At 74.4% G+C, this 26,906-nt stretch carries 26 protein-coding genes; 15 read left to right on the top strand and 11 right to left on the bottom strand.

From position 1 onward, the window contains the following. Nucleotides 1–429: 429 nt before the first annotated feature. Entirely contained in the window at nt 430–1,482 is a 1,053-nt protein-coding gene (locus E9549_RS17005; RefSeq protein WP_236827778.1) for a hypothetical protein, read from the top strand. 21 nt (nt 1,483–1,503) lie between these two features. Here the strand turns inward: E9549_RS17005 and E9549_RS17000 are convergent, their stop codons facing one another. Together E9549_RS17000 and E9549_RS16995 are read right to left on the bottom strand one after the other, a co-directional pair. Then, on the bottom strand, nt 1,504–1,962 hold the full coding sequence (locus E9549_RS17000; protein ID WP_236827777.1) for a DUF2795 domain-containing protein: 459 nt from the start codon (nt 1,960–1,962) through the stop codon (nt 1,504–1,506). Between the two features lie 59 nt (nt 1,963–2,021). Next, the gene (locus E9549_RS16995; RefSeq protein ID WP_236827776.1) at nt 2,022–2,231 is read right to left on the bottom strand and encodes a DUF2945 domain-containing protein; all 210 of its coding nucleotides are present in this window, start codon (nt 2,229–2,231) and stop codon (nt 2,022–2,024) included. 102 nt (nt 2,232–2,333) lie between these two features. On the opposite strand from E9549_RS16995, the gene E9549_RS16990 reads away from it, so the two are divergent. The 6 genes from E9549_RS16990 (at nt 2,334) to cysD (ending at nt 7,918) form a co-directional block, all read left to right on the top strand. Next, nucleotides 2,334–3,128: a siderophore-interacting protein gene (locus E9549_RS16990; RefSeq protein WP_236827775.1), complete on the top strand. Its 795-nt coding sequence runs from the start codon at nt 2,334–2,336 to the stop codon at nt 3,126–3,128. Between the two features lie 110 nt (nt 3,129–3,238). Further along, nucleotides 3,239–3,967, top strand: a complete 729-nt coding sequence (locus tag E9549_RS16985; protein ID WP_236827774.1) for a response regulator transcription factor — start codon at nt 3,239–3,241, stop codon at nt 3,965–3,967. Further along, nucleotides 3,964–5,442 carry a cell wall metabolism sensor histidine kinase WalK gene (locus E9549_RS16980; protein ID WP_236827773.1) on the top strand — a complete coding sequence of 493 codons (1,479 nt, stop codon included), beginning with the start codon at nt 3,964–3,966 and terminating at the stop codon, nt 5,440–5,442. The genes E9549_RS16985 and E9549_RS16980 overlap by 4 nt, the downstream gene beginning before the upstream one ends. Before the next feature lie 22 nt (nt 5,443–5,464). After that, entirely contained in the window at nt 5,465–6,187 is a 723-nt protein-coding gene (locus E9549_RS16975) for a PaaI family thioesterase (protein WP_236827772.1), read from the top strand. Next, nucleotides 6,178–6,927, top strand: a complete 750-nt coding sequence (locus E9549_RS16970; protein ID WP_236827771.1) for an inositol monophosphatase family protein — start codon at nt 6,178–6,180, stop codon at nt 6,925–6,927. Before E9549_RS16975 ends, E9549_RS16970 begins: the two co-directional genes overlap by 10 nt. A gap of 82 nt (nt 6,928–7,009) precedes the next feature. Beyond that, on the top strand, nt 7,010–7,918 hold the full coding sequence (gene cysD / locus E9549_RS16965) for a sulfate adenylyltransferase subunit CysD (RefSeq protein ID WP_236827770.1): 909 nt from the start codon (nt 7,010–7,012) through the stop codon (nt 7,916–7,918). On the opposite strand, the gene E9549_RS16960 is transcribed toward cysD, so the two are convergent. Then, on the bottom strand, nt 7,909–8,130 hold the full coding sequence (locus E9549_RS16960) for a hypothetical protein (RefSeq protein ID WP_236827769.1): 222 nt from the start codon (nt 8,128–8,130) through the stop codon (nt 7,909–7,911). The genes cysD and E9549_RS16960 overlap by 10 nt on opposite strands. A 71-nt stretch (nt 8,131–8,201) precedes the next feature. On the opposite strand from E9549_RS16960, the gene E9549_RS16955 reads away from it, so the two are divergent. Further along, nucleotides 8,202–9,512, top strand: coding sequence for a sulfate adenylyltransferase subunit 1 (locus E9549_RS16955; RefSeq protein ID WP_236827768.1), 1,311 nt, complete (start codon nt 8,202–8,204; stop codon nt 9,510–9,512). A 107-nt stretch (nt 9,513–9,619) separates the two neighbouring features. Here the strand turns inward: E9549_RS16955 and E9549_RS16950 are convergent, their stop codons facing one another. From E9549_RS16950 to E9549_RS16940, 3 genes are all read right to left on the bottom strand, one after another. Continuing rightward, nucleotides 9,620–10,936, bottom strand: coding sequence for a cytochrome P450 (locus E9549_RS16950; RefSeq protein ID WP_236827767.1), 1,317 nt, complete (start codon nt 10,934–10,936; stop codon nt 9,620–9,622). Nucleotides 10,937–11,022: 86 nt separating this feature from the next. Continuing rightward, nucleotides 11,023–11,187, bottom strand: a complete 165-nt coding sequence (locus tag E9549_RS16945) for a hypothetical protein (RefSeq protein ID WP_236827766.1) — start codon at nt 11,185–11,187, stop codon at nt 11,023–11,025. Between the two features lie 75 nt (nt 11,188–11,262). Continuing rightward, nucleotides 11,263–11,400, bottom strand: coding sequence for a hypothetical protein (locus tag E9549_RS16940; RefSeq protein WP_236827765.1), 138 nt, complete (start codon nt 11,398–11,400; stop codon nt 11,263–11,265). Between the two features lie 458 nt (nt 11,401–11,858). Between E9549_RS16940 and E9549_RS16935 the strand changes: the two genes are divergently transcribed. Then, a complete protein-coding gene (locus E9549_RS16935; protein WP_236827764.1) occupies nt 11,859–12,227 on the top strand; it encodes a hypothetical protein in 369 nt (122 codons plus the stop codon). Here the strand turns inward: E9549_RS16935 and hrpA are convergent. Continuing rightward, complete coding sequence (gene hrpA / locus E9549_RS16930) at nt 12,224–16,183, bottom strand: ATP-dependent RNA helicase HrpA (protein WP_236827763.1); 3,960 nt, start codon at nt 16,181–16,183, stop codon at nt 12,224–12,226. The two genes, E9549_RS16935 and hrpA, sit on opposite strands and share 4 nt — an antisense overlap. 173 nt (nt 16,184–16,356) lie before the next feature. Between hrpA and E9549_RS16925 the strand changes: the two genes are divergently transcribed. The 3 genes from E9549_RS16925 to E9549_RS16915 all read left to right on the top strand — a co-directional run bounded on the left by E9549_RS16925 (nt 16,357) and on the right by E9549_RS16915 (nt 20,645). Beyond that, nucleotides 16,357–16,863, top strand: a complete 507-nt coding sequence (locus E9549_RS16925; protein ID WP_236827762.1) for a MarR family winged helix-turn-helix transcriptional regulator — start codon at nt 16,357–16,359, stop codon at nt 16,861–16,863. Next, entirely contained in the window at nt 16,860–18,629 is a 1,770-nt protein-coding gene (locus E9549_RS16920; protein ID WP_236827761.1) for an MDR family MFS transporter, read from the top strand. Before E9549_RS16925 ends, E9549_RS16920 begins: the two co-directional genes overlap by 4 nt. Before the next feature lie 219 nt (nt 18,630–18,848). Then, a complete protein-coding gene (locus E9549_RS16915; protein WP_236827760.1) occupies nt 18,849–20,645 on the top strand; it encodes an acyl-CoA dehydrogenase in 1,797 nt (598 codons plus the stop codon). A 53-nt stretch (nt 20,646–20,698) separates the two neighbouring features. Here the strand turns inward: E9549_RS16915 and E9549_RS16910 are convergent, their stop codons facing one another. After that, nucleotides 20,699–20,872 (bottom strand): hypothetical protein, encoded by a 174-nt coding sequence (locus E9549_RS16910; RefSeq protein ID WP_236827759.1) that lies wholly within the window; start codon nt 20,870–20,872, stop codon nt 20,699–20,701. A gap of 246 nt (nt 20,873–21,118) precedes the next feature. On the opposite strand from E9549_RS16910, the gene E9549_RS16905 reads away from it, so the two are divergent. Both E9549_RS16905 and E9549_RS16900 read left to right on the top strand, forming a co-directional pair. Then, complete coding sequence (locus E9549_RS16905) at nt 21,119–22,567, top strand: MFS transporter (protein WP_236827758.1); 1,449 nt, start codon at nt 21,119–21,121, stop codon at nt 22,565–22,567. Between the two features lie 106 nt (nt 22,568–22,673). Continuing rightward, nucleotides 22,674–23,714 carry a YihY/virulence factor BrkB family protein gene (locus E9549_RS16900; RefSeq protein ID WP_236827757.1) on the top strand — a complete coding sequence of 347 codons (1,041 nt, stop codon included), beginning with the start codon at nt 22,674–22,676 and terminating at the stop codon, nt 23,712–23,714. A 98-nt stretch (nt 23,715–23,812) separates the two neighbouring features. Here the strand turns inward: E9549_RS16900 and E9549_RS16895 are convergent, their stop codons facing one another. Next, on the bottom strand, nt 23,813–24,130 hold the full coding sequence (locus tag E9549_RS16895) for a hypothetical protein (protein WP_236827756.1): 318 nt from the start codon (nt 24,128–24,130) through the stop codon (nt 23,813–23,815). Further along, nucleotides 24,130–24,519, bottom strand: coding sequence for a hemerythrin domain-containing protein (locus tag E9549_RS16890; protein ID WP_236827755.1), 390 nt, complete (start codon nt 24,517–24,519; stop codon nt 24,130–24,132). The genes E9549_RS16895 and E9549_RS16890 overlap by 1 nt, the downstream gene beginning before the upstream one ends. Before the next feature lie 125 nt (nt 24,520–24,644). Here E9549_RS16890 and E9549_RS16885 point away from each other — a divergent pair, with 125 nt between their 5' ends. After that, entirely contained in the window at nt 24,645–25,826 is a 1,182-nt protein-coding gene (locus E9549_RS16885) for an acyl-CoA dehydrogenase family protein (RefSeq protein WP_236827754.1), read from the top strand. 4 nt (nt 25,827–25,830) lie between these two features. Here E9549_RS16885 and E9549_RS16880 read toward each other — a convergent pair whose 3' ends face one another. Further along, nucleotides 25,831–26,727, bottom strand: coding sequence for an ABC transporter substrate-binding protein (locus E9549_RS16880; RefSeq protein ID WP_236827753.1), 897 nt, complete (start codon nt 26,725–26,727; stop codon nt 25,831–25,833). Nucleotides 26,728–26,906 lie beyond the last annotated feature (179 nt).

Raw genomic sequence — 26,906 nt, 5'->3', positions numbered from 1 at the left:
GACGGCGGGCTCGTCAGCGGTTCCGCCGCGCGCCGGCCGGCCGCGCTCCGCCGGCCGGACCCGGTCACCGCCCCCGCGGGGATCCGCCTGGCTCCGCCGGGCGGCGCGACGGCCGCCGACGTCGTTCCCCTGCCGGGCGAGCAACTGCTCGACGGTCACCGGCTCTGCCGCACCGCCCCGAGGGGTACGCCCGCCGCGCGTGCGACCGGGGAGGTCGCGGTCCCCCGCGCCGTCCCGCGCCGGCTGATCCCCCAAGGTGTCGACACCTTCTCGTCGTCCGCATGCCCGTGCCCGTCGTCCCACGATACGGGCGGATCCGCGATGACCACGCCGACGCGCGGGGCGCCGTCCCCGCCGACCTGCCCCCTGCCGGGTGGACCGGGCACGATCGAATGGTGGGCCACGGTCGCAGTGCGTAGCGTTCGCACGGTGCGCCTCCCCTCCGTGCCCGGCCCGTCCGACGTCGTCGCCCTGGTAGGAGGCGTGCGCGACGGCCTCGGGGACGCGCTCGCGCTCGTGCCCCGGGCCGCGGCCGTGCTCGGTGAGCTGGAAGGGCTGCTCGGCCGGGTGTCCGGCGCGGTCGACCGGGTGGAGGCGCTGCTCGACCGCGCGGACGGCGCGATCACGCGGCTGGATGCCACGCGCACGAAGGCGGACGAGGCCATCACCGGTATCGGCGAGACCCGGGCGAGCGCCGACCTGGCCATCGCGGGCATCGGCGAGACCCGCGCGAGGGCCGACGACGCCATCGACGCCATGGGCCTGACGCGCGCGAAGGCCGACGACGCCATCGACGCCATGGGCCTGACGCGCACCAGGGCCGACGACGCCATCGACGCCATGGGCCTGACGCGCGCGAAGGCCGACGACGCGATCGACGCCATGGGCCGCACCCGCAGCAAGGCCGACGACGCCATCGACGCCATGGGCCTGACGCGCACCAGGGCCGACGACGCCATCGACGCGATGAACCACACCCGGACCAGGGCCGACGACGCGATCGACGCCATGAACCACACCCGGACCAGGGCCGACGACGCCATCGACGCGATGAACGAGACCCGCACCAGGGCGGAGGCAGCTGTCGACCAGGTGGGCGGGACGACCGATCGGGCCGACGGCATCGTCGGCCGCGCGGAGGGCATGGTCGGTCGGGTGGAGCCGCTGCTCGCCGACTACGAGCCGGCGCTCGTCGCGCTCGCGCCGTCGCTGCGGCGGCTGGCAGCCGAGTTCGACGACACCGAGGTCCACGCCCTGATCACGCTGATCGACCGGCTGCCGCAGGTGCTCGGCCACCTGGACGACCAGGTGCTCCCCGCGCTGGAGGGGCTGGAGAACGTGGGCACCGACGTGCGCGACCTCGTCGACACCGTGCAGGACATGCGGCAGATCGTGAAGGGTTTCCCCGGTTCCAAGCTGTTCCGGCGGCGCGGCGCCGAGGAGATCGCCGAGGACGAGGCGCGCGAGGGCGCCGGCGGCTGAGCCGGCGCCCCCGCGGGCGGGTCAGGAGTCCTGCGCGGGCTCCGAGGCCCCGGGGCCGGGGCCGGTCTCGGTCGGGTAGCCGAGGGCCCGGACGACGTCGCCGATCCGCTCGAACGTCTCCCCCTCGGGCAGTCGCTCGAGCTCGGCGACCACGACGTCGGGCGCCCGGTGGTCGCGCGCGGCCTCGACCAGGTCGGGCCCGCTGCTCGGGAAATCGGCCCGGTCCAGCCACCGCGCCAGCTCGGCGCGGGCGACCACGGCGTCCTCGTCCATGCCCACCGGCGTGCCACCGACCAGCGTGCCCGCCGGGTCCGCGTCGATGTCCGGCTCGCCCTCGGCCACCGGCTCCACCTCGCGCCACTCATGCGCCCGGGTGGCCCGCTCGGCCTTGAGCATGCCCTGGACCTCGTGCTCGAGCTCCTCGTCGAGCCGGGGGTTGTGCTTGGTGCTGCGCGAGGACGCGCCTGCGGACTCGGTCACGTGTGCCTCCTGTTGATCGGGCCCGGCAGCGCCGGGCCGAGGGTCGGTCCGCCCGGGGATCAGGCCTCGTCGAGCGCGCCGGGCTTGTGCACCGCGGTGCGGCCGGACTTGTCGCTGCGGACCTCGTACTGCGGGTCGTCCTCGCTGGCGCGCACGGTGCGCCCCGAGGCCTCCGTGTCGGAGGTGATCTTCTTCTCGACCGTGCCCTCCGTCTTCGACCCGTGGCTCTTCCAGGCGACGTGGTCGCCCTTCTCGAAGTCGTCGGCCATCGTCTCCCCTTCGTCGGACGGTGCTGCCCCTGCCGGTGCCCCCACTGCGGTGCCGACACACATCCGGGGCCCGATCGCCCGGTGCCCCTAGGCTCGGAGGACGTGACCACCGCGAGCGACGCCGCCCTCGTCGACGGGCTGCGCCCGGTCGACGTCCTCACCGTCGTCTCGGTCACCGACGTCACCCCCTCGGTCCGCCGCGTGACCCTCTCGGGAACGCCGGAGGCCGTGGCCGCCGCCGGCCCGACGGTGAACCTCCTGGTGCCGCGGGTGGGCGACGCGGCCCCCCGCTGGCCGCTGCTCCAGCGCGACGGCCGCGTGGTGTGGCCCGACGGCAGCCACGGCGTGGCGCTGCGCAGCTACACGGCCCGCCGGCAGGACCCGGCCGCGGGCCAGGTGGACATCGACTTCGTGCTGCACGGCGACGGCCCGGCCGCCTCCTGGGCCGCCGCGGCACGCCCCGGCGCCCTCCTCGGCGTCGCCGGCGCCGCCTCGCTGGCCGAGCGCCCCGCCCGCTGGCTGCTCCTGGTCGCGGACGAGACCGCGCTGCCTGCGGTGAGCCGCATCCTGGCCGCCGCCCCGGCCGGCACCACCGGCGTCGCCTTCCTGGAGGTGACCGGGCCGGAGGAGGAGCAGCCGCTCGCCGGCCCGCCGGGGGTCGAGCTGCGCTGGCTGCACCGGGGCGCCACCCCGCCGGGTGAGAGCACGCTCCTGGTCGACGCGGTGGCGTCGCTCGAGCGCCCGCCGGGCGACGACGTCTTCGCGTGGGTGGGCGCCGAGTCGGCCGCGGTCCGCGCCATCCGCGCCGATCTCCGCGGGCGCTGGGGGCTGGGGCGGGCGCAGCACCACGCGATCGGTTACTGGCGGCGCGGGCGCGCCATGGCCCCCGCCGGCTGACCGCCCCCGGGTCGTCCAGGGTGTTCACAGGTAGCGTCCAGACCGACCGCAGCCGCCGCCTCCACCCTGGGTGCATGTCGACGGCACCGGCGCACGCCCCCGGAGGAACGATGTCCGGACCCCAGCCCACGGGGCGCACCACCCCCGAGGCCCGCCTGCTCGTGGTGGACGACGAGCCCAACATCCGCGAGCTGCTGTCGGCGAGCCTCCGCTACGCGGGCTTCGAGGTGGCCACCGCCGCGGACGGCCAGCAGGCACTGGCCCTGGCCGCCTCGTTCCGGCCCGACCTGCTGGTGCTCGACGTGATGATGCCCGGGCTCGACGGCTTCGGCGTCGTCCGGCGGCTGCGGGAGAGCGGCCGCCACACCCCGGTGCTGTTCCTCACCGCCCGGGACGCCGCGGAGGACAAGGTCTCCGGCTTGACCCTCGGCGGGGACGACTACGTGACCAAGCCGTTCAGCCTGGACGAGGTGGTGGCCCGCATCCGCGCCGTGCTGCGCCGCACCACAGGCGCGCAGCGGGGCGCCGAGGCCCCGCGGCTCACCTTCGCCGACATCGAGCTGGACGAGGAGAGCCACGAGGTCATCAAGGCCGGGGAGGTGATCAGCCTGTCCCCCACCGAGTTCAAGCTGCTGCGCTACCTCATGGCCAACGCCGGGCGGGTGCTGTCCAAGGCGCAGATCCTCGACCACGTGTGGAACTACGACTTCAACGGCGAGGCCAACGTCGTCGAGTCCTACATCTCCTACCTCCGCCGCAAGATCGACACGACCGAGCCGCGGCTGCTGCACACCATCCGGGGGGTCGGGTACACGCTGCGGCTGCCCCGGGGGGCATGACCCCTCCGCCCGCGCCGGTACGGGGCCCGCGGGTCCCGCTCCGGGTCACCCTCGTCGCGCTGCTGGTGGCGCTGCTGAGCGCCGCCCTGCTCGCGACCGGCCTGGCCACCACCTCGCTGCTGCGCGACTACCTGCAGGACCAGCGGGACGCCGAGCTGCGCATCCTCGTCGAGTACAACCTGCGCCCCGAGGTGGCGGCCGCCTGCCGCCAGCCCGGGGACGCGGCGCCCAACCCGTTCTTCGTCGCCTGCCTCCCGCCGGGCAGCGACGAGCCGGTCGTCCTCGGCGAGCCCCAGGGGCCGGGCGGGGACGAGATGCCCGAGTTGAGCGGCAAGGCGGTGGAGCGGCTCCGGGCCGACAGCCGCCCGTTCACGGTCTGGGTCGACGGCGAGCGGTGGCGGATGACCTCGGGCCAGCTCCCCGGCGGCTACACCCTGGTCGTCGGCGACGACAACTCGGGCGTGGAGCGGGCCATCGCCCGGCTGGTCCGCATCGAGCTGGTCGTGGGGCTCTCCCTCCTGGTCGTGCTGGGCGCCGCCGGGTACGTGCTGGTGCGCAACAGCCTGCGCCCGCTGGTCGACGTCGAGCGCACCGCCGCCGCCATCGCCGCGGGCGACCTCTCCCGGCGCGTCCCGGTCGGTGACGAGCGCACCGAGGTGGGGCGGCTCTCGACGGCGCTGAACGGCATGCTCGCCCGCATCGAGACCGCCTTCCGCGCCCAGCAGGCGTCGGAGGAGCAGGCGCGCGGGTCCGAGCACCGCATGCGCCGGTTCGTCGCCGACGCCAGCCACGAGCTGCGCACCCCGCTGACCTCCATCCGCGGCTTCGCCGAGCTGTACCGGCAGGGCGCCGTCCGGTCGGACGAGGACGTCGCCCGCCTCATGCAGCGCATCGAGGCCGAGGGCGGCCGGATGGGCCTGCTCGTCGAGGACCTGCTGCTGCTCGCCCGCATGGACCAGCAGCGACCGCTGTCCGTGGCCCCGGTCGACCTGGCCGCCGTCGCCGGCGACGCGGTGCACGACGCCCGCGCCGTCCAGCCCGACCGGCCGATCAGCCTGCACCTGGACGAGTCGCTCACCGACGTGCCGGTCGTGCTCGGCGACGAGAGCCGGCTGCGCCAGGTGGTCGGCAACCTCGTCACCAACGCCCTCACCCACACCCCGCCGTCCACCCGGGTGCTGGTCTCGGTGGCGGAGGCCCCCGACGATCCCGACGTCCTGCTGCTGCGGGTCGCCGACGAGGGCCCCGGGATGGACCCGGCCGACGCCGAGCGCGCGTTCGAGCGGTTCTACCGGGCGGACGCCTCCCGCACCCGCGCCGCCGGGGGCACCGGGTTGGGGCTCTCCATCGTCGCCTCGCTGGCCGCCGCCCACGGCGGGTCGGCGTCGCTGGAGACCGTGCCCGGGGAGGGGCTCGCGGTGACCGTGCAGCTGCCGAGGAGCGGACCCCCCGGGGGTGGCGCACCGGCGGCCTGAGGCCGCTTGCGACCATCGCCCGGTGACGACGAACGACGCCCCCGCCGAGACCGGGGCCCCCTACGACCCCGAGCTCATGGCGGCCTCCACCGAGCTGGGGGCCGCGCTCCGCGAGCTGATCGAGGCCTCGGTGGTCACCACGGCGCCCGCGGCGGAGGTGGCCGCGGCGGCCGAGCAGGTCCGCCGGGCGACCGCGGCGATCGGTGCGTCCCGGCGCCCCGCCGCCCAGCTCCCGGTGCTGGACGACCCGTCGGTGGGCCGGCGCGTGTTCAACCCGGTCGTCGGCATCGGCAACGCCCTCGCCCCGCCCCTGGTGGTGCGCCGGGAGGAGGGCGGCGTGGTCGCCGAGGTGACCCTGGGCGTCGCGTACGAGGGCCCGCCCAGCTACGTGCACGGCGGGATGAGCGCCCTCTTCATGGACCAGCTGCTCGGCAGCGCGGCCGGCGCGGCGGGGCTGTGGGGCATGACCGCGCACCTGGAGCTGGACTACCGCGGCCCGCTGCCGTTGCAGACCCCGCTGGTGATGCGGGCCCGGGTCGAGAGCAACGAGGGCCGCAAGTCGGTGATCGTCGGCACGATCGCGCTGGCGGACGACCCCGGGCGCCCGCTGGTCGAGGCCCGCGGCATCTTCGTCATGCCGCGCCCGGAGAAGGCGCAGGCCTACTTCGGCACCATCACCGACGCGGCCGGCCGGCACACCCCGCCCCGCCGTCCCGGCGACGCCACCTCGGTGCAGTGGAGCTGACCCCCGGCTCCGACGTCGCCGTCGCCGTGGCCGCCGCACGGGCCGCGGCCGCGGCGCTGCTGCCGCTGCGCGACGGCGGCCCGGGAGGGCGCGCGCTCGGCGACGCCGGTGACGCGGCCGCGCAGCAGGCGATCCTGGGTGTGCTCACCGGCGCCCGCCCCGGCGACGCGGTGTTCAGCGAGGAGGCGGTGGACGACGCCCGCCGGCTGACCGCCGACCGCGTCTGGATCGTCGACCCGCTCGACGGCACCCGCGAGTACTCCGACCCCGCCCGCGCCGACTGGGCGGTGCACGTCGCCCTCTGGGCCGGGGGTGACCTGGTCGCCGCCGCGGTGGCGCTGCCGGCGCTGGACGAGGTGCACGTCACCGAGCCGGCCCCCGCACTGCCGCCCCGCCCGGGGGGACCGGTGCGCATCGCCGTCAGCCGCACCCGCCCACCGGCCGAGGCGCAGGCCGTGGCCGACGCGCTGGGGGGCGAGCTGGTGCCGCTGGGCTCGGCGGGCTACAAGACCCTGGCCGTCGTGCGCGGGGAGGTCGACGCCTACGTGCACGGCGGCGGCATGTACCAGTGGGACTCCGCCGCGCCGGTCGCCGTGGCCCGCGCCGCGGGGCTGGTGACCTGCCGGCTGGACGGCTCGCCGCTGGTCTACAACGACCCCGACCCCTCGCTCCCGGACCTGGTGGTCGCCCGCCCCGAGCTGGCGCCCGAGGTGCTGGCTGCGGTGGCCGCGGCCCGATAGCGGACACTGGGCGGGAATCCGCACCGAACCGATCGGGTTGCGCCGGTCGGCGACCCGATCCCTACCCGTGGAGCATGCGCGCGTGACGACGCCCGACTACCGGCTCAGCCAGCTGGAGACGCTGGAGGCCGAGTCCATCCACGTCATCCGTGAGGTGGTGGCCGAGCTCGAGCGGCCGGTGCTGCTGTTCTCCGGCGGCAAGGACTCCATCGTGATGCTGGAGCTGGCCCGCAAGGCGTTCGCGCCCGCCCGCATCCCGTTCCCCGTCATGCACGTGGACACCGGGCTGAACTTCCCCGAGGTGCTGGCCTTCCGCGACAAGCGGGTCGCGGAGCTCGACGTCCAGCTCGTGGTCGCCTCGGTGCCCGACGCGATCGCGGCCGGCACCGTCAAGGAGGAGCCCAACGGCTCCAGGAACCGCATCCAGACGCCGGTCCTGCTCGACGCGGTCGAGGAGCACGGCTTCACCGCCCTGTTCGGCGGCGCCCGCCGCGACGAGGACAAGGCCCGCGCCAAGGAGCGGGTGTTCTCCTTCCGCGACGAGTTCGGCCAGTGGGACCCGAAGAACCAGCGCCCCGAGCTCTGGGACCTCTACAACGGCCGCATCCACCTCGGCGAGTCGATCCGCGTCTTCCCGCTGTCGAACTGGACCGAGCTGGACATCTGGCAGTACGTCCTCCGCGAGGAGATCGCCATCCCCCCGCTGTACCTGGCCCAGGAGCGGGACGTCGTCGAGCGCCAGGGGATGCTCTACGCGGTCAACGAGTTCATCACCCCGCGCGAGGGCGAGCAGGTGCAGCGCCGGAGCGTCCGCTACCGCACGGTCGGCGACGCCAACCTGACCGCCGCCGTCCCCTCGACCGCCACCACGGTCGAGGAGGTCATCGCCGAGATCGCGGTGACCCGCATGACCGAGCGCGGGGCCACCCGCGGGGACGACAAGGTCAGCGACGCCGCCATGGAGGACCGCAAGAAGGAGGGCTACTTCTGATGCCCGCGGTCCTGACCCCGGCGGCGCAGGCGGCCCACCACCAGCTTCAGCACGACGGCGAGCAGCAGCAGCCCCGTCACCCAGCCGGCGACCTCCGGCGTCCCGCCCGGCCGCGCGCCGAGCAGCCCGTACGCCCAGTCCGCCACGGCGAAGCCGACGACGTACCCCGCGACCACGACGAGCAGCCCCGGTACGGCGAGCAGAACGAACACCCGCTGCCTCCCCGGTCGTCGACGGACACCAGCGTCCGCCACGCCGCCGCACCGCGCCAGGAGACCGCCCGATGACCGACGCACCCGTCGACGTCCACTCGGCCGCCGCCGAGGCCGCCGCCGAGATCGCCACCGCGCGCAAGGACATCCTGCGCATCGCCACCGCCGGCTCGGTGGACGACGGCAAGAGCACGCTGATCGGCCGCCTGCTCTACGACAGCAAGGCCGTCTTCGAGGACCAGTACGAGGCGGTCGAGCGGGCCAGCAAGGGCGACTACGTCGACCTCGCGCTGCTCACCGACGGCCTGCGCGCCGAGCGCGAGCAGGGCATCACCATCGACGTCGCCTACCGGTACTTCGCCACCCCGCGGCGCACGTTCATCCTGGCCGACACCCCCGGTCACGTGCAGTACACGCGGAACATGGTCACCGGCGCCTCGACCGCCGACCTCGCGATCGTGCTGGTCGACGCCCGCAAGGGCATGGTCGAGCAGAGCCGGCGGCACGCCTTCCTCGCCTCGCTGCTGCGGGTGCCGCACCTGGTCGTCGCCGTCAACAAGATGGACCTCGTCGACTGGTCGGAGGAGACCTACGAGGCGATCCGCGACGAGTTCACCGCGTTCGCCGCCAAGCTCGACGTCCCCGACCTGACCGTGGTGCCGATCTCGGCGCTGCACGGCGACAACGTCGTGCGCCGGTCGGAGAACACGCCGTGGTACCAGGGCCCCTCGCTGCTGCACCACCTCGAGCACGTGCACGTCGCCAGCGACCGCAACCTGATCGACGTGCGCTTCCCGGTGCAGTACGTCATCCGGCCGCAGTCCGACGCGCACCACGACTACCGCGGCTACGCCGGGACGGTCGCCAGCGGCGTGCTGCGCCCCGGCGACGAGGTGCAGGTGCTGCCCAGCGGCCTGACGACGACGATCGCCGGCATCGACGGGCCCCGCGGCCCGGTGGCGGAGGCCTTCGCGCCCATGTCGGTGACCGTGCGCCTGACCGACGACCTCGACGTCTCGCGCGGCGACCTGATCTGCCGGCCGGCGAACGCCCCGCACGTGACCCAGGACCTCGACGCGCTGGTGTGCTGGATGACCGACGAGCCGCTGCGCCCGCGCCGGCGGCTGGCCGTCAAGCACACCACCCGGTCGGTGCGCGCCATGGTCAAGGAGCTGGTCTACCGCCTGGACGTGAACACGCTGCACCGCGAGCAGGGGGCCGGCGAGCTCGGGCTCAACGACATCGGCCGGGTGCGGTTGCGCACCACCCAGCCGCTGTTCGTGGACGAGTACTCCCGCAACCGCGTGACGGGGCGGTTCATCCTCGTCGACGAGGCGACCAACGCCACCGTCGGCGCGGGGATGCTGGTCCCCGGCAGCTAGCGGAGGGATCCTTCGGTGGTGCCCTGGCTCAGCTGACGGGGTCCTGGCTCACCGCCGACCGTGAGCCAGGACCCTTGATGATCCGGTCACCTGATCATCAAGGGGGGTCAGCGAAGGGTGACGGGGAGCGCCGCGAAGCCGCGCAGGGTCTGCAGGTCGCGGCGCACCGGGCGGCCGGCCACGCGCAGGCCCGGGAAGCGCTCGCCGAGCACCTGCAGGCCCACGGCGCCCTCCAGCCGGGCCAGCCCGGCGCCCAGGCAGTAGTGGATGCCGCCGGAGAAGGCCAGGTGCTCGCGCGCGTTGGCCCGCGTGACGTCGAAGCGCGCCGGGTCGGGGAAGACGTCGGGATCGCGGTTCGCCGCCCCCAGCAGCAGCGTGACCCGCATGCCGGCGGCCACCCGTCGCCCGGCGAGCTCGACGTCCGCGCGCGCCGTCCGGCCGGTCAGCTGCACCGGGCTGTCCAGCCGCAGCACCTCCTCGACGGCGTCCTCCCAGCTCGCGTCGCCGCCGCGCAGGGCCGCCCACTGGTCGCGGTGCGCGTCCAGCAGCACCACGGCGTTGCCCAGCAGGTTGACCGTGGTCTCGAAGCCGGCGCCCAGGAGCAGCAGCACGGTGGCGTGCAGCTCCCGATCGGTGAGCGCCTCGTCGGGCGGCAGGGTGACCAGCCGGCTGACCAGGTCCGCGCCGGGCTCCCGGCGCAGCCGGTCGAAGTGCTCGGCGAGGAAGCGGTGCATCGCCCGCAGCGCTCGCTCCGCGGCCAGGAAGCGGCCGAGCGGGAGGCCGGGGTCGAGGGTCGCGGCGGCCGCCGCCCCCCAGCGGAGGAAGTCCTCGCGGCGCTCGACCGGGACGCCCAGGAGCTCGGCGATGACCAGCACGGGCAGCTGCGCCGCGTAGGCATCGACGAGGTCGACGACGCCGTCGCGGCCCTCGAGGTCGTCCAGGAGCCGCTCGGCGGTGCGCCGGACCGCCGGCTCGAACGCCGCCGTCGCCCGCGGGGTGAAGGCCCGGCTGACCAGCCGGCGGAACCGGGTGTGGTCGGGCGGGTCGACGACGAGCATGGACGGCGGCTCCGCCACCCCGGCCGCGGCGGGGTCGTCCCCGAACGCCAGTGCCCAGCGGATCACCCGCGGCGCCGCCGAGCGGTCCCAGCCCACACCGAAGCGGTCGCTGCGCAGCACCTCCTGGGCCACCGGGTGCGACGTGGTGACCAGCCCGAGGCTGCTGCCGGTGAGCGGCCCGCGGGCGCGCAGCTCCTCGTACAGCGCGTAGGGCTGCTCCCGCAGGGCCCGGTCGCGCATCAGGCGGCCGACGGCGTCACCCCGGCGGGCGCTGCGGGAGAGGTAGACGGCGGGCAGCCCGTGCCGGACGGCCCAGCGGGCCGCGGTGCGGGCGGGCCGGGCCAGCTGCTCCGCTGTGGCGGTCATCACCGCAGTGTGCCAACGACGGGGCCGGACGCGGCACCGCCCCCGGCCCGGCGTGCGGGGCGGGGGCGGTGCGGGACTTCCGGGACTCAGGCCTCGTCGCTGGGGGCCGGCGCGGACCCCGGGTCGCCGTCCCAGTCCTTGCCCGCGACGTCGGCGTTCTCCGACGCGCTGTCGGTCTGGCTCGCCACCGTCTCGACCATCTCCTCGTCGGAGACGTTCTCACCGGCGGCGTGGGTGTTCGGCTCGCTCATCGCGCAGTCCCTTCCTTCGGCTGGCTTCCTCCTCGCCCGTCCCCGATCGGCGACCGCGGCAAACCAGCCGGCGCGTCACAGCAGGGGTGGGCGCAGCTCGAACCACACGCGCTTGCCGTCGCGGTGCTCCTCGCACCCCCACCGGTCGGCGAGCACCTCGACCATGAGCATCCCCCGGCCCCGGGGGCGGTTCCCGGAGAACTGCTGGACCACGGGGCGGACCGCGAGCAGTCGACGACGGCGAGGCGCAGCCAGTCGTCCGAGAGGGTCGCCTCCACGGTCAGGCAGGCGGTGCCGCCGACGTGGTCCACGACGTTGGCCACGAGCTCGGTCACCAGCAGGGCGGCGTCGTCGTGGTCCTGGCGGGCACCCCAGGCGCCCAGCAGCTGCCGGACCAGCCGCCGGGCGGCCGGGACGCTGGCCGCGACCGGCGGGAGGTCGAGGCTGGCGCTGAGCGTGGACATGGGCGGGTCCGATCTGCGGCGGGCGGGCAGGCGGCTGGTCGCCCGGCGGTGGCGACGTCGGCAGACCGGGGAGCTCGACTGGTTGCGCACAACCTGCCACGCGGGACCTCCGGGGCGCAACCCCCCTTGCCCCCGAGGCCGGTTGTGTGCAACACATGTCCCGCTAGAGTTCTCCCGACACACCGCCGACGTCCGTGAGGAGCAGCGATGAGCGGCCCGCACGGAACGCCGGACGAACCGGCCGAGGCGGCGCTGGAGCGCCTGATCGCCTGCATCGACTCCTCCCTCGCCGAGCTGCAGCACGCCCGCGCCCGCGCCGACCTGCTGCTGGCCGAGCGCCGCGCCGGCCGGTCCTGGCTGCACCTGGTCACCGAGGAGTCCGGCCCGCTGGTGGTGGAGAGCGTCTCCACCGTCCTCGCCTCCCTCGCGACCGCCGGCCACGCCTTCCGGCGGGAGGAGGCTGCGGCCCTGCAGCGCGAGCAGGTGAGCATCAACCGGATCGCCGCGCTCTTCGGCGTCACCCGCCAGCGCATCTCGGCCCTGCTGAAGGAGAACGGCGCCGGACCGCGGCCCTAGACGCCGATCGCGTCGATCGCCTTGTAGATGCGCTGCTCGGACACCGGGCGGGGGGTGCCCACGTTCTGGGCGAACAGGCCCACCCGCAGCTCCTCGAGCATCCAGCGCACCCGGGTCACCGGGTCGTCGGGCGCACCGGTCGGCGGGACCTGCCTCCGGAGCTGCTCGTACTCCGCCGTCACGGCGGCCACCTGCTGCATCCACAGCTCGTCGCGCGCCGCGTTGGCCGGCAGCTTCTCCAGCCGGTGCACCATCGCGGTGAGGTACCGGACGAGGTCGGGCAGCCGGCGGCGGCCGGTGCCGGCGACGAACCCGCGGTGCAGCAGCCCCGTCATCTGGCGCCGCAGGTCGGCCACCGCCGCCTCGGGCACCCGGCGGGCGGGTGCGCCACCGATCGCCACCGCCACCTCGCGCGCCCGGCTCAGCACGGCCTCGACGCGCGTGACCGTGTCGACGGTGAGCCGGTGCAGCTCCCCCTTCGCGGAGGCGACGAGGGCGTCGAAGGCGGCCTCGTCGCGGGGTGGCCCGCCGGCGGCGGCGATCAGCTCGTCGGCGGCCGCGTCCACGCAGTCGGCGACCAGGTCGGGGATCTCGCCGTCCGGGTTGAACTGCAGGGCCAGCCGTGTGGCCGGGCCCAGCCCCTTGACCACCTGCTTGACCGGCGAGCCGGCGACCAGCACCAGCAGCCGCCGGGCGCCGCGCCAGGTCAACCGGGTCGCCTCCGCCTCGGTGGGGACGACCCGGATGCCGACCGTCGCCCCCTCGTCCACCAGCGCGGGGTGCGCCGTGACGACGTGGCCGCCGCGGCGCACCTCGACGGTGCGCGGCAGCTCGCCGAACTCCCACGACGTGCACCCGGTGCGCTCGATGTCCGAGGCGGCCCGCGCCAGGCCGGCCCGCGCCTGCGGGGCCACCTGCGCCTTGAGCGCGGCGAGGTCCTTGCCCGTGGCCAGGGGGCGGTGCTGGTCGTCGAGCACCCGGAACGTCGCGCGCAGGTGGCCGGGCACCTGCCCCGGCTGCCAGGCGTCGGGCGGGACGGTGATCGCCGCCGACCGCCGGAGCTCCCGCTCCAGCGCCGGCAGCAGCGGCTCCCCCGGATCGATGCGCGGCAGCACCTCGCGGACGCGGTCCGGGATCGGCACCAGTGCCCGGCGGAACTGCTTGGGCAGGGTGCGCAGCAGCGCCGTCACCAGCTCCTCGCGCAGACCGGGCACCGTGAAGGCCAGCGACTCCCCGGACGTCCGCTCCGCGACCGAGTCCAGCACCCCCAGCGGCACGTCGACCGTCACGCCGTCCTCGGCGCTGCCGGGCGCGAAGGCGTAGGACAGGGGCAGGGTGAGCGGCGCCGTCAGCCCACCCAGCCGCACCTCGTCGGGGAAGTCCTCCGGGCGCACCTGCGCCGCCGCGGCGGTGTTGGTCAGCATCTCCGGCGAGAAGGAGAGCAGGTCGGGCTGCTCGTGGCGGGCGCGCTTCCACCACCGGTCGAAGTGCCGGGTGGAGACGACGTCGGCGGGCACCCGGGCGTCGTAGAGCTCGAACAGCGTCTCGTCGTCGACGCCGATGTCGCGCCGCCGGGCGCGCTCCTCGAGCTCGGCCACCCGCTCGATCGCCCGCTGGTTCTCGGCCCAGAAGCGGTGGTGGGTCGTCCACTCCCCCTGCACCAGGGCGTGGCGGATGAACAGCTCCCGCGAGACGACCGGGTCGATCGACCCGTACTGCACGCGGCGGCCGACGACCAGCGGCAGCCCGTAGAGGGTGACCCGCTCGGTGGCGACGACGGAGCCGCGCTTGGCGTCCCACCGCGGCTCCGAGTACTGGCGCTTGACCAGGTGGTCGGCGAGCTTCTCGACGGTCTCGGGGTCGATCCGCGCCACCGTGCGGGCGAACAGCCGGCTGGTCTCGACCAGCTCGGCGGCCACCACCCAACGCGGTGGCTTCTTCGCCAGCGGGGTGCCGGGCGCGATCACGAACCGGGTGTTCCGCGTGCCGAGGTACTCCCGGCCCGGGCGGCCCGGCTTGCCGTCGCGCCCCTTGACCGGCTCGGCCTGCATGCCCACGTGCGAGAGCAGCCCGGCGAGCAGCGCGGCGGTGATGCCGCGCTCGTCCGGCTCGGTCGCCGGCCCGGGCAGGGCCATGCCCAGCCGGCGGGCGGTGCCGCGCAGCTGGCCGTGCAGGTCCTGCCACTCGCGGATGCGCAGGTAGTGCAGGAACTCCCGCTTCACCGTGCGGCGGAACTGGTTGCCGCTGAGCGCCTCCTGCTGCTCGCCGAGGTAGCGCCACAGGTTGAGCAGGGCCAGGAAGTCGGAGTGCTCGTCGGCGAACCGGGCGTGCATCTGGTCGGCGGCCTGCTGGTGCTCGGTGGGCCGCTCGCGCGGATCCTGGATGGTGAGGCCGGCCGCGATGACCAGCACCTCCTCCAGCACCCCGCGCCGGTCGGCCTCGACCACCATGCGGGCCATCCGCGGGTCCAGCGGGAGCGCGGCCAGCGCCCGGCCGGTGGGGGTGAGCTTCCCGTGCTCGTCGAGCGCGTGCAGCTCCTCGAGCAGCGCCAGCCCGTCGGCGACGGCCCGCCGGTCGGGCGGGTCGACGAAGGGGAAGTCCTCGACCGCGCCGAGGTCGAGCGCGGCCATCTGCAGCAGCACCGACGCGAGGTTGGTGCGCAGGATCTCCGGGTCGGTGAACTCGGGGCGGCTCTCGAAGTCGGCCTCGGTGTAGAGCCGGATCGCGACACCCGGCCCGAGCCGGCCGCAACGACCCGACCGCTGCCGGGCCGAGGCCTGGCTGACCGGCTCGATCGGCAGGCGCTGCACCTTGGTGCGATGGCTGTACCGGGAGATCCGCGCGGTCCCCGGGTCGACGACGTAGCGGATGCCCGGCACGGTCAGCGAGGTCTCGGCGACGTTCGTGGCCAGCACGATCCGCCGTCCGGTGTGCGGGGCGAAGACCTTGTGCTGGTCGGCGGCCGACAGCCGCGAGTAGAGCGGGACGATCTCCGTGCCCGGCAGCGCGCGGTCGGCGAGCGCGTCCTGGGTGTCGCGGATCTCCCGCTCACCGGCGAGGAAGACCAGGATGTCGCCGGGCCCCTCCGCGACCAGCTCGTCGACGGCGTCGAGGATCGCGGTGACCTGGTCCCTGTCGGGGTCGTAGCCCTCGTCGTCCGCCTTCGCATCGGGGTCGACGACGGGCCGGTAGCGGACCTCCACCGGGTAGGTGCGCCCGCTGACCTCCACGACCGGCGCGTCCCCGAAGTGACGGGCCACCCGCTCGACGTCGATGGTCGCCGAGGTGATGACCAGCTTCAGGTCCGGGCGCCGCGGCAGGATCTGCGCGAGGTAGCCCAGCAGGAAGTCGATGTTGAGGCTCCGCTCGTGGGCCTCGTCGATGATGATCGTGTCGTACTGGCGCAGCAGCCGGTCGTGCCCGATCTCGGCCAGGAGCACGCCGTCGGTCATCAGCTTGACCAGGGTCGCGTCCGAGACCTGGTCGTTGAAGCGCATCTTGTAGCCGACGGTCTCGCCCAGCGGCGTGCCGAGCTCCTCGGCGATCCGCTCCGCGACGCTGCGCGCCGCGATCCGCCGGGGCTGGGTGTGCCCGATCCGGCCCCGCACGCCGCGGCCGAGCTCGAGCGCGATCTTGGGCAGCTGGGTGGTCTTGCCCGAGCCGGTCTCCCCGGCCACGACGACGACCTGGGCGTCCCGGAGGGCGGCGGCGATGTCGTCGCGCCGGGCGCTGACCGGGAGGTCCTCCGGGTAGGAGATCGCCGGCACGGCCGCCCGGCGCCGCGCGATCCGCTCCTCGGCGACGGCGACGTCGGCCACGATGCGCGCCCGCTGCTGATCGCGTGCCTGCGCGTCCCTGGTGCGCCGCAGCCCGTCCAGCCGGCGGCCCAGCCGGTGCTCGTCGAGGAGGGTCAGCTGCGACAGCCGGGACCGCAGGTCCTCGTGCAGGGCGGTCACGGCGGTTCTCGCACTCCTCTTCGGCTCGGTGACGTCACCGCGGGCGGGTGATCCCTCCCAGCATCGCACCGTCTGCGCGCCGGGCCGTCCCGCTCGCCGAAACAGATGCATGCGCCTTACAACAAGGTGTAGCGTGCACCAGTCATTCCTCTCCCCCGACCCCGAGGAGCCCCGTGACGGACAACCCCGCAGCCGGCGACCACCGCGGCTCCGGCGTCGGCGTCCTCAGCGAGCAGCTGCCCCGCTTCATGCGGCTCATGCACGGCCTCAAGAGCCAGCACACCGCCGAGGGCGGGCGCGACCGCGCGGCCCACGTGCTGCTGTTCCCGCTGTGCCGGCTGGGCCCGCTCCGCCAGGGTGCGCTGGCCGACCTGGTGCACGCCGATCCCTCCACGGTCAGCCGGCACGTGACCCTCCTCGTGGAGCAGGGCCTGGTGCGCCGCGCGGCCGACGAGTCCGACGGCCGGGCCAGCAACCTCGTCATCACCGAGGCGGGCCGCGCCCAGCTCGACCGGCTCCGCCTCGAGCGGGAGGCCTACCTGCGCCAGGTGACCGCTGACTGGACCGGCGAGGAGCTGCAGACCTTCACCGCGCTCTTCGACCGGCTGCTCGACGGCATCGCGGCCACCCTGCCCTCCGACCCCATGTCCACGACCGACGACCGGACGGTGTCCGCATGACCTCCACCCGCACCACCGCGGCGTCGCGCCGCGAGGCCCGCGCGGCCGCCGCCGCCCCCGATGCCGGCGGCGTCTTCAGCCACCGGCAGATCGTCACCATCCTGGCCGGGCTGATGGTCGCCATGTTCCTGGCCGCGCTGGACCAGACGGTGGTCGCCACCGCGATCCGCACGATCGCCGACGACCTCCAGGGCTACGACCTGCAGGCCTGGGCGACGACGGCCTTCCTGATCACCTCGACGATCGCCACGCCGCTGTACGGCAAGCTCTCCGACATCTACGGCCGCCGGCCGTTCTACCTGTTCGCGATCGCGATCTTCGTCGTCGGCTCGGCGCTGTGCGGCATCGCCGACACGATGTACCAGCTGGCCGCCTTCCGCGCGGTCCAGGGCATCGGTGCCGGCGGGCTGATGTCGCTGGCGCTGGCGATCATCGGTGACATCGCCCCGCCCCGGCAGCGGTCGCGGTACCAGGGCTACTTCATGGCCGTCTTCGGCACCTCCAGCGTGCTGGGCCCGGTCATCGGCGGCTTCCTCGCCGGCCAGGGGACGCTGCTCGGCGTCGACGGCTGGCGCTGGATCTTCTGGGTCAACGTGCCCCTCGGGCTGCTCGCCTTCGCCGCGGTCTGGCGGGTGCTGCACCTGCCGCACGAGAGCCGCCCGCACCGGATCGACTGGCCGGGCGCCCTGGCGCTCATCACCTTCCTCGTGCCGCTGCTCGTCGTCGCCGAGCAGGGCCGCATCTGGGGCTGGAGCTCCGCCGGCGCGGTCACCTGCTACGTGATCGGTGCGGCCGGCTTCGCCCTGTTCCTCCTGGCCGAGCGTGCCTACCGGGACGACGCGCTGCTGCCCCTGCGGCTGTTCCGCAACCGCAGCTTCGCCGTCAGCGGCATCGGTTCGGTGGTCATGGGCGCCGGGATGTTCGGCGGGCTCCTGCTGCTCCCGCAGTACCTGCAGATCGTCCAGGGCTCCAGCGCGACCGTGGCCGGGCTGCAGATGATCCCGCTGGTCGCCGGCATCATGACCGGGGCGATGAGCTCGGGCATCGCCATCTCGAAGACCGGGAAGTACAAGGTCTTCCCGCTGGCCGGCATCGCGCTCATGGTGACGGCGCTGCTGTCGATGTCGTTCCTGGTCGACGCCGACACCTCGGTCTGGACGCTCGTGCCCTTCATGGTCCTGCTCGGGCTGGGGCTCGGCTTCAACTTCCAGCCGGTCATCCTCGCCGTGCAGAACGCCGTCTCCCCGCGGGAGATGGGCGTGGCCACCTCCTCGGTGACCTTCTTCCGGCAGATGGGCGGCACGATCGGGACGGCGGCGTTCCTGTCGATCCTCTTCACCCGGCTGCCGCAGGACATCGACGCGGCCGTCCAGGACACCGTGCGGGCGAACCCGGAGCTGGCCCCGCAGTTCCAGCAGCTGGCCACCGGCGGTGGCAGCTCGCTCGACGACACCTCTTTCATCCAGGAGCTGCCGGCGGCGCTGGCCGAGCCCTTCAAGGTGGGCTTCTCGACCTCGATCGACCTGGTGTTCCTCATCGCCGCCGGTGTCGTCGCGGTCGGGTTCTTCGTCTTCCTGTTCCTCCCGCAGCTCGCGCTGAGCACCCAGTCGGGCATCCAGGCCCGGCAGGGGGAGGCGGCCGGGACGGCGACCAGCGACCCCGGGGACCCCGTCGAGGAGGCCACCGAGGCCGTGGGCGCGGCGGCCCCCACCTCGGTCCCGCCGCCGGTGGGGCAGCCGGGCGACCGGCCGGACGCCGCGCGCTGACCCGGGGGCGGTGGCCCCGAGTCGGACATCCCGGACAACCGGATGTCCGCTCTGGGGCCACTGCCGCCGGGAGCAGCCGGAGCACCCGCCGGGGCTCCGCGGCGTGCTCCCTCGGGTCGGCTGCGTGTGCTCCCGCCCCTACCCCCTCCGGGCCGCCGGGCAACCGGCCTAGTGTGAAGTGGTTCGCACCTCGTCGCCGTACCCGCGCCTGGAGACCCCGTGCCGTCGTCGTCGCTGATCCTGTCCCGTCGTGACCTGGACTTCCTGCTCAACGAGTGGCTCGACGTCGAGTCCCTCACCAAGCGCGCGCGGTTCACCGAGCACTCGCGGGAGACCTTCGACGCGGTGCTGGACCTCGCCGAGCAGATCGCCACCGAGCACTTCGCCCCGCACAACCGGAAGGCCGACGAGAACGAGCCGCGCTTCGTCGACGGCAAGGTCGAGCTGGTCCCGGAGGTCGCCCAGGCGCTGCGGGTCTTCGCCGAGGCCGGCCTCATGGCCGGCGAGTTCGACGAGGAGTTCGGCGGCATGCAGCTGCCGCACGTGGTCGGGCAGGCGGTCTTCGCCTGGTTCAAGGCCGCCAACGTCGGCACCTCGGCCTACCCGTTCCTGACGATGGGCAACGCCCGCCTGCTGCTGGCGCACGGCAGCCGGGAGCAGATCGACACCTACGTCGCGCCCGAGATCGAGGGCCGCTGGTTCGGCACCATGGCGCTGTCCGAGCCGCAGGCCGGGTCCTCGCTCGCCGACATCACCACCCGGGCGGTGCCGCAGGACGACGGCACCTACCGGCTCACCGGCAACAAGATGTGGATCTCCGGCGGCGACCACGAGCTGACCGAGAACATCGTCCACCTGGTGCTGGCCAAGATCCCCGGCGGCCCACCCGGGGTGAAGGGCATCTCGCTGTTCATCGTCCCGAAGTTCCTGGTGAACCCCGATGGCTCGCTGGGCGAGCGCAACGACGTCGTCCTGGCCGGGCTCAACCACAAGATGGGCTACCGGGGCACGACGAACACGCTGCTCAACTTCGGCGAGGGCGTGCACACCCCGGGTGGGCAGCCCGGCGCCGTCGGCTACCTGGTGGGCGAGCAGCACAAGGGGCTCACCTACATGTTCCACATGATGAACGAGGCGCGGATCGGCGTTGGGATGGGCGCGACGGTGCTGGGCTACACCGGCTACCTGCACGCGCTGGAGTACGCCCGCACCCGCACCCAGGGCCGCCCGGCCGGCGCCAAGGACCCGGCCTCCCCCATGGTGCCGATCGTCGAGCACCCCGACGTCCGCCGGATGCTGCTGGCCGCGAAGACCTACGCCGAGGGCGGCCTGGCGCTCGGTCTGTACTGCGCGCGCCTGGTCGACGAGGAGCAGACCGCCGAGACGCAGGAGGAGCGCGACCGCGCCCACCTGCTGCTGGACATGCTCACCCCGATCGCCAAGGCGTGGCCCTCGCAGTGGGGGCTGGCCGCCAACGACCTGGCCATCCAGGTGCACGGCGGCTACGGCTACACCCGCGACTACCCCGTCGAGCAGTTCTACCGGGACAACCGGCTCAACCCGATCCACGAGGGCACCCAGGGCATCCAGTCGCTCGACCTGCTCGGCCGCAAGGTGGTCATGCAGGGCGGCGCGGGGCTGGCGCTGCTGGGCGAGACGATCGGCGCGACGACCGCCCGCGCCGCCGGGACGCAGTGGGCCGGCTTCGCCGCCGACCTCGACGCCGCGGTGGCCCGGATGGGCGCGGTGACGGCGACGCTCTGGGGCACCGGCGATCCCGACCTCGCCCTGGCCAACTCGCACGTCTACCTGGAGGCCGCCGGGCACGTCGTCGTGGGCTGGCTGTGGCTGGAGCAGGCGCTGGCCGCCGAGGCCGGCAGCACCGACTTCCACGAGGGCAAGCGCGCCGCGGCGCGGTACTTCTGGCGCTGGGAGCTGCCCCGCACGCGTGCCTGGTTCGACCTGCTGGAGTCGCTGGACCGCACGGTGCTCGACGCCCGCGACGCCTGGCTCTGAGACGACGACGCCCCGCCGTCCGGGTGGACGGCGGGGCGGTCGGCGTGCTCGGCTCAGGCGGCGCGCGCGGCTCCGACGGTCTCGGAACCGGTGGCGCGCGGCTTCGCGGCGCGGGTGGCCGCGCGCTGCTCCTGCTCGTACCGGGCGGTGGACTGGGTGCCCATCGCGATGACCAGGGCCGTCAGGACCAGGAACCCCAGCAGGGTCACGGCCGGCCACAACATCATCTGCACTCTCTCCTCGCACAACTCGCGGATGCCGCCACCGGGTCATGGGCGGCGGCACGTCGTCGGGCCTCACTGTCCCCCGATCTCCGCCGTCTCAATCGTCGGTTCCGGGAGTTCACCTGAGGGGGTGTGACACGTTGCACACCCGTCACCCGAGCCGAGCGGGGACGGGCGGCGTGGTTGCATCAGGACGTGCCCGATGCCACAGCAGCCCCCGGGGCCGGTGCGGCTCGAGGCAACCGTCCGGTGGGACTGGTCGTGGCGCTCTCCCTCGGCGTCACCACGCTCTCGCTGCTGCAGAGCCTGGTCGTCCCGGCGCTCGGGCGGATCGAGGAGCAGCTCGGCGTCTCCCCCGGGGCAGCCGGCTGGGTGCTCACGGCCAACCTGCTGGCCGCCGCCGTCCTCACCCCGGTGCTCGGCCGGCTCGGTGACCTGAGGGGCGCCCGCCCGGTGATCCTCGGCATCCTGGTCGCGGTCGCCCTGGGCACCCTGCTCATCGTCCTCACGGAGTCCCTGCCGCTCCTGCTGGCCGGCCGGGTCCTGCAGGGCGCCTCCTACGGGCTCTTCCCGCTGTCGATCAGCGTGCTGCGCCGCGAGCTCCCCGAGGCCCGGCTGAGCGTGGCGATGTCGGTGGTCAGCAGCACGCTGGCCGTCGGCGGCGTCGCCGGCCTCGTCGCCACCGGGCTGCTGACCGGGGACGGCGGCGACTACCGGCACGCCTTCTGGCTGGGGCTGGGCATCACCCTGCTGGCGCTGGCGCTCGCCGCGTGGCTGCTCCCGCGCCGCCCGGTGTCCGCCCGCGGCCGGATCGACTGGTGGGGCGCGCTGGTGCTGGGCCTGGGCCTGGTCCTCCTGCTGCTGCCGCTCTCCCAGGGCCCCACCTGGGGCTGGGTCTCGCCCGGCACGATCGGCTGCTCGATCGGCGCGGTCGCCGTCCTCGCCGGGTGGGTCGTGCTGCAGCGGCGGACCGCCGAGCCGCTGGTGCGGCCCGCGATGCTCACCGACCGGCGCACCGTGGTGCCCAACGTGGCCGGCGTCATGAGCGGCATCGCGCTGTTCGCCTCGTTCCTCGCCGTCCTGCAGTACGTGCAGGCCGACCCCGCCGTCACCGGCTACGGCTTCGACGCGAGCGTGCTGGAGGCGGCGGTGGTCTACCTGCTGCCCGGCGGGGTGGTGGGCATCCTGCTCGCCCCGTTCGCGGGCCGGGTCGTCGGCCGGGTGGGCGGTCTGCCGACGCTCACCGCGGGCGCCCTGTCCGGGGTCGCGGGCTTCGGGCTGCTGGCCGGGGCGCGCGGCGAGCCGTGGCTGGTGATCCTCGCCGGGCTGCTCACCCAGGTGTCGGTCACCGTGGCCTACGCGGCCCTCCCGGCGCTCGTCGTCGACGCCGTCCGGGAGGACGAGACGGGCGTGGCGAACGCGGTCAACTCGATCGCCCGCTCGGTGGGCCAGGCGCTGGGCAGCACGCTCGCGGTCACGCTGATCGCGGGCAGCCTCGACCCGGCAACCGGGCTGCCGCGGGCCCTGGCCTTCACGCTGGTCGCCCTCGTCGGCGTCGCCGCCTCGGCCGTCGTCGTGCTGGTGGCCCTGATCGGTGTGCGCGGCGACCGACCGCACCGGCGGCACGGCGACCTCGCGGAGGTGGAGGAGGCGACCGCCGGCGCGGGCGAGTGGTCCCCGGTCTCCGGGGTGCGCTGAGGCCACCGGACCGGTGCGACCGAAGCGTTACGGGCGCGTCCGGCATGGAACCACCCCGTCCGGGGCATCGAGAGGCGCGACCGCCCTCGTCCCCGGAGGACCACACATGGCTCGATCCACCGGCTCGTCCAGCCGCGCGAAGGCTGAGACGCGCTTCACCGACAACCGCGCGGGCGGCGATCCCGCGCCGCAGGACGACAACATCAGCGGAACGCGAGCCGACTACGCCCCCACCGGTGCGGACCCCAAGCCGACGACGGGCGGCACGCTGAAGCGCTCGCTCAAGGAGTTCAGCGAGGACAACCTCACCGACTGGGCCGCGGCGCTGACCTACTACGGCGTCCTGGCGCTGTTCCCCGCGCTCGCCGCCCTCGCGTCGATCGTCGGGCTGCTGACCGACCCCGAGGAGCTCACCACCGCGCTCACCGAGGTCGTCCCGGCGAGCGCCGCGGAGACGCTCGACCCGGTGATCCAGCAGGTCGCCGGCAGCTCGACGGCGGCCGGTCTCGGTCTGATCCTCGGTCTCGCCGGTGCCATCTGGAGCGCCTCGGGCTACGTGGGCGCCTTCACCCGCGCCGCGAACGTCGTCTACGAGACGCGTGAAGGCCGGAAGTTCTACAAGTTGAAGCCGCTCCAGCTGCTGATCACCCTGGTCGGCATCCTGTTCGCCGCCCTGATCCTGGCGATGCTGGTGCTCAGCGGCCCGGTCGTCGACGCGATCGGCCAGGCCATCGGCCTGGGCAGCACGGTCCTCACCATCTGGTCCTGGGCGAAGTGGCCGGTCATCCTCGTGCTGCTGGCGCTGATGATCGCGGTGCTCTACTACTCGACGCCGAACGCCAAGCTGCGCGGCTTCAAGTTCGTGACGCCCGGCGCCGGCGTCGCCATCCTCGTCGCGGTCGTGGCCTCGGCCGCGTTCGCCTTCTACGTGGCGAACTTCGGCAGCTACAACGCCACCTACGGGGCGCTGGCCGGCGTGGTGATCTTCCTGATCTGGTTCTGGCTGATCAACCTGTCGCTGCTGTTCGGCATCGAGCTCGACGCCGAGGTGGAGCGCACGAAGGAGCTGAAGGAGGGTGTGCCGCGGGCCGAGAAGGAGATCCAGCTCGACGCCCGCGACGAGCCCGACGACAAGCAGACCACCTGAGGAAGGACCCCGTCCCCCTCACCCCTCGCACGCCCGGGGTGAGGGGGACGGGGCCTGCGGTGGAGGGCCCGCGCCGGGGGTGCGGGCCCTCCACCGTCTCAGCGGCTGGTCGGCGGCCGGTCCCCGCGGCGGGCGAGCGGCACCCGCTCGACCACCCCGCCGACGGCGGCCAGCCCCGTGCTCACCGCCCGCCCGGCCGGGACGAACCGGTCCGGTGCGCGGCGCACCCCGGCGTCGACGACGTCGCGGGTGCGGTCGATCAGCGACAGCGGCAACCCGGAGAGCACGTTCCCGGGCGGGCGCCGGGACACCGTCGGGTGCGGCCGGGTGGGCGAGATCCGGGCCATGAGCGCCCAGCGCCGGCCCAGCGACCGCAGCTCCTCGGCGCTGAGCCGCTCCTGGAGCCGGGGGAGCATCACGTCCTCCTCGTCCCGGACGTCCTCCCGCAGCACCTCGACCAGCCGCCGCAGCCGCGCCGGCCGCTCGGGGTCGTCGAGACCGCCGCGCTCGAGCGCGCTGACCAGCTCGTTGACCTCCTGGTGCTCCTGTCCACCCGCAGCGTCAGCGCGTCACCGTCGGGCAGCACCCGGCGGATGACCGGCCACAGCACGGTCTCCTCCGCGAAGGCGTGGCTGAACACCAGCCGGTCGATGCGGGTGAGCACCTCCTCCTGCGCGGTGCCCTCGGCACCGTCGAGCTCGTGCAGCAGCCGGTCGAGCTCCTCGTGGTCGCGGCGCTGGCGGACGAGCACGCTGCCCGGCCCGCCCAGCTCCTCGGTGGTCTGGTCGGCGATGGATCTGGTCACGCGGTCCTCCGGTCGATCGGTCGGTCGGGGTTCCCTGCCCGCGACGACCCGGCGGCACGCCTGGTTGCGCCCGGCGACCCCGGGTAGGTGCAGCCCACCGATCCGACCCAGGAGGCCGCACCGCGATGAGCGACCCGTCGACGATCACGTCGGACTTCTACGACCTCGAGGCGCTGCTCGACGAGGACGACCGGGCCCTGCTGCACCGGGTGCGCACCTTCATGGACGAGCAGGTCACGCCGATCATCAACGAGTACTGGACCCGCGCCGAGTTCCCCCGCCAGCTGATCCCGGCCATGGCCGGGCTCGGCATCGCCGGCGTGTCGCTCCAGGGGTACGGCTGCCCGGGGCGCTCCTCGCTGGTCGACGGCATGATCGCCATGGAGCTGTCCAAGGGCGACCCGTCGATCTCGACGTTCATGGGCGTGCACGGCGGCCTGGCCATGGGCTCGATCCACCTGTGCGGCTCCGAGGAGCAGAAGGAGCGCTGGCTGCCGGCGATGGCCCGCATGGAGCTGATCGGGGCGTTCGGGCTGACCGAACCCGAACACGGCTCCGACGTCGCCCGGGGCCTGCGCACCACCGCGCGCCGGGACGGCGACTCGTGGGTGCTCGACGGCGAGAAGAAGTGGATCGGCAACGCCAGCTTCGCCGACCTGGTCATCATCTGGGCGCGGGACGTGGAGACCGACCGGGTGCTCGGCTTCGTCGTCGAGCAGGGGACGCCGGGCTTCACCACCGTCGACCTGAAGGACAAGATCGCGCTGCGCGCGGTGCAGAACGCGCACATCACCCTGGAGGGCGTGCGCGTGCCGGAGGCGAACCGGTTGCAGGAGGCGCACAGCTTCCGGGCGACGGCGGACGTCCTCCGCATGACCCGCGCCGGCGTGGCGTGGTCGGCGGTCGGCTGCTCCCGCGGCGCGTACGAGCACGCGCTGCGCTACGCCCTCGAGCGCGAGCAGTTCGGGCAGCCGATCGTGGAGTTCCAGCTCGTGCAGGACCTGCTGGTGCGCATGCTGGGCAACATCACCGCGTCGGCGGCCATGTGCGCCCGGCTGTCGCAGCTGCAGATGGCCGGCACCATGACCGACGAGCACGCGTCGCTGGCCAAGGCGTTCTGCACGATGCGCATGCGGGAGACCGTCGGCTGGGCGCGCGAGCTCATGGGCGGGAACGGCATCCTCCTGGAGAACCACGTGGGCCGGTTCGTCGCCGACGCCGAGGCGATCTACTCCTACGAGGGCACCCGCGAGGTCAACACGCTGATCGTCGGCCGCGGGGTGACCGGGGCGAGCGCCATCGTCTGAGGCCCTACTCGGCGTCCCACCAGGCCTGGGCGGCCTCCGCGGGCGTGCGACCGTCGAACTCGACCGCCCGGTTGAGCCCGACCAGGTCCTCGGTGGTCAACCGCGCGCTCGCGTCGTCGAGGGCTTCCCGCAACGGGGCGCCCCACCGGTCGAGCACCTCCGCCCGCACCATCGGCACCACGTTCTCCCGGGGCTGCAACCCCCGATCGTCGACGAGCAGCACCAGCGGCGCGGTGGCCAGCCGCGCGTCCGTGGTCTCGAGCATGCCCACCTGCACCTGCCCGGACAGCAGCGCCTCCAGCGTCGCCGCCCGCGACGGCATGCTGGTCACGGCGCCGAACCGGAGCCCGTAGACCTGCTCGAGGCCGAGCAGGCAGAACGGACGGTCCGGGCACTCCGGCGGCCCGCCGAAGGTGAGGGCGCCGGCGAGCGGCACCAGGTCGGAGAGCCGGCTCACCCCGTGCTCGGCGGCGAACCCCGCGGTGACGACGAAGCCGTTCTGGTCCTCCGCCGCGGCGGGGGTCAGGACGTCCACCCCGCGCCCGCCCATCGTGCGGGAGAGGACGGCGTGCATCTGCCCGGGCTCCTCCGGCGGCCGGGGGAACCGCGGGCGGGCGAAGGACAGCGCCGTCCCGAGGTAGTCGACGACGACGTCGACCACGCCCTGCTGCAGCGCCGGGGACACCACCTCCCGGGTGCCGATGCCGTGCTGCACCGAGACCGGCAGGCCACGGCGGCGGGCGGCCTCGGCGTAGACCTCGACGAGGATCTGGTTCTCGGGGAAGTCGTAGGAGGCGAACCGGATCACCTCCGGATCCTCCGGCGGGGGCTCGGCACGGGTGCAGCCGAGGACTGCGGCGAGCGCCAGCAGCGCCGCTACGAGGGCCCGGCCAGCGCGCACGGCAGCCACCTCCCGGCCGCACCGCCGCCCACCTGCCGGTGCGGGACGGAGAGGCGCCACCGTAGCGCCGGACCGCGGGGAAAGGGATGGTCCGGGCGCGCGGGGAGGTGGAGCATCTGCGCCATGGCGTCGCTGCCGCAGGCGCTGCCGGAGCCACGGGAGACCGGGCGGGTCGAGCG

The sequence above is a fragment of the Blastococcus sp. MG754426 genome (genome assembly GCF_021699055.1).
In the GTDB taxonomy this organism is placed as follows: Bacteria; Actinomycetota; Actinomycetes; order Mycobacteriales; family Geodermatophilaceae; genus Blastococcus.
The sequence above is the reverse complement of the archived record's forward strand: the minus strand, read 5'-3'. Positions and strand labels throughout refer to the sequence as shown.

Excerpts from the sequence above, each read along its gene's own strand:
- E9549_RS16995 (WP_236827776.1), bottom strand. The coding sequence starts at position 2,231 with ATGGCCGACGACTTCGAGAAGGGCGACCACGTCGCCTGGAAGAGCCAC.
- E9549_RS16985 (WP_236827774.1), top strand. The coding sequence starts at position 3,239 with ATGTCCGGACCCCAGCCCACGGGGCGCACCACCCCCGAGGCCCGCCTG.
- E9549_RS16980 (WP_236827773.1), top strand. The coding sequence starts at position 3,964 with ATGACCCCTCCGCCCGCGCCGGTACGGGGCCCGCGGGTCCCGCTCCGG.
- E9549_RS16955 (WP_236827768.1), top strand. The coding sequence starts at position 8,202 with ATGACCGACGCACCCGTCGACGTCCACTCGGCCGCCGCCGAGGCCGCC.
- E9549_RS16950 (WP_236827767.1), bottom strand. The coding sequence starts at position 10,936 with ATGACCGCCACAGCGGAGCAGCTGGCCCGGCCCGCCCGCACCGCGGCC.
- E9549_RS16945 (WP_236827766.1), bottom strand. The coding sequence starts at position 11,187 with ATGAGCGAGCCGAACACCCACGCCGCCGGTGAGAACGTCTCCGACGAG.
- E9549_RS16935 (WP_236827764.1), top strand. The coding sequence starts at position 11,859 with ATGAGCGGCCCGCACGGAACGCCGGACGAACCGGCCGAGGCGGCGCTG.
- E9549_RS16920 (WP_236827761.1), top strand. The coding sequence starts at position 16,860 with ATGACCTCCACCCGCACCACCGCGGCGTCGCGCCGCGAGGCCCGCGCG.
- E9549_RS16910 (WP_236827759.1), bottom strand. The coding sequence starts at position 20,872 with ATGATGTTGTGGCCGGCCGTGACCCTGCTGGGGTTCCTGGTCCTGACG.
- E9549_RS16900 (WP_236827757.1), top strand. The coding sequence starts at position 22,674 with ATGGCTCGATCCACCGGCTCGTCCAGCCGCGCGAAGGCTGAGACGCGC.
- E9549_RS16895 (WP_236827756.1), bottom strand. The coding sequence starts at position 24,130 with ATGCTCCCCCGGCTCCAGGAGCGGCTCAGCGCCGAGGAGCTGCGGTCG.
- E9549_RS16885 (WP_236827754.1), top strand. The coding sequence starts at position 24,645 with ATGAGCGACCCGTCGACGATCACGTCGGACTTCTACGACCTCGAGGCG.